Source organism: Brevibacillus sp. FIR094 (assembly GCF_050477165.1).
Classification (GTDB): Bacteria; Bacillota; Bacilli; order Brevibacillales; family Brevibacillaceae; genus Brevibacillus.
Genome location: NZ_JBEAES010000106.1, coordinates 1 through 300 on the forward strand (window position 1 = coordinate 1; position 300 = coordinate 300).

General features: G+C 47.0%; 1 rRNA gene. It reads left to right on the forward strand.

Annotated features, from left to right (window positions below):
• Positions 1-73: 73 nt before the first annotated feature.
• Positions 74-190, forward strand: a 5S ribosomal RNA gene (gene rrf / locus ACQ5DJ_RS30070).
• The last annotated feature ends 110 nt before the right edge of the window (positions 191-300 follow it).

Sequence of the window (300 nt, forward strand, 5' to 3'; positions counted from 1 at the left end):
CTTTCTATGGAGATACGACGATTAACGCAACATTCGCTGTTCAGTTTTGAAGGAGCATGAATCCTTCATATAGTCTGGTGATGATGGCGGAGGGGACACACCCGTTCCCATGCCGAACACGGCCGTTAAGCCCTCCAGCGCCGATGGTACTTGCTCCGCAGGGAGCCGGGAGAGTAGGACGTCGCCAGGCAGTTACTCTTACGAGTAACTATCCATTTGTTCCTTGAAAACTGGATACTGCATGAAATTGCTAAGATATAAACTGTAAGTACTTTTTAGTAATTACGGAAATGCAAGGAT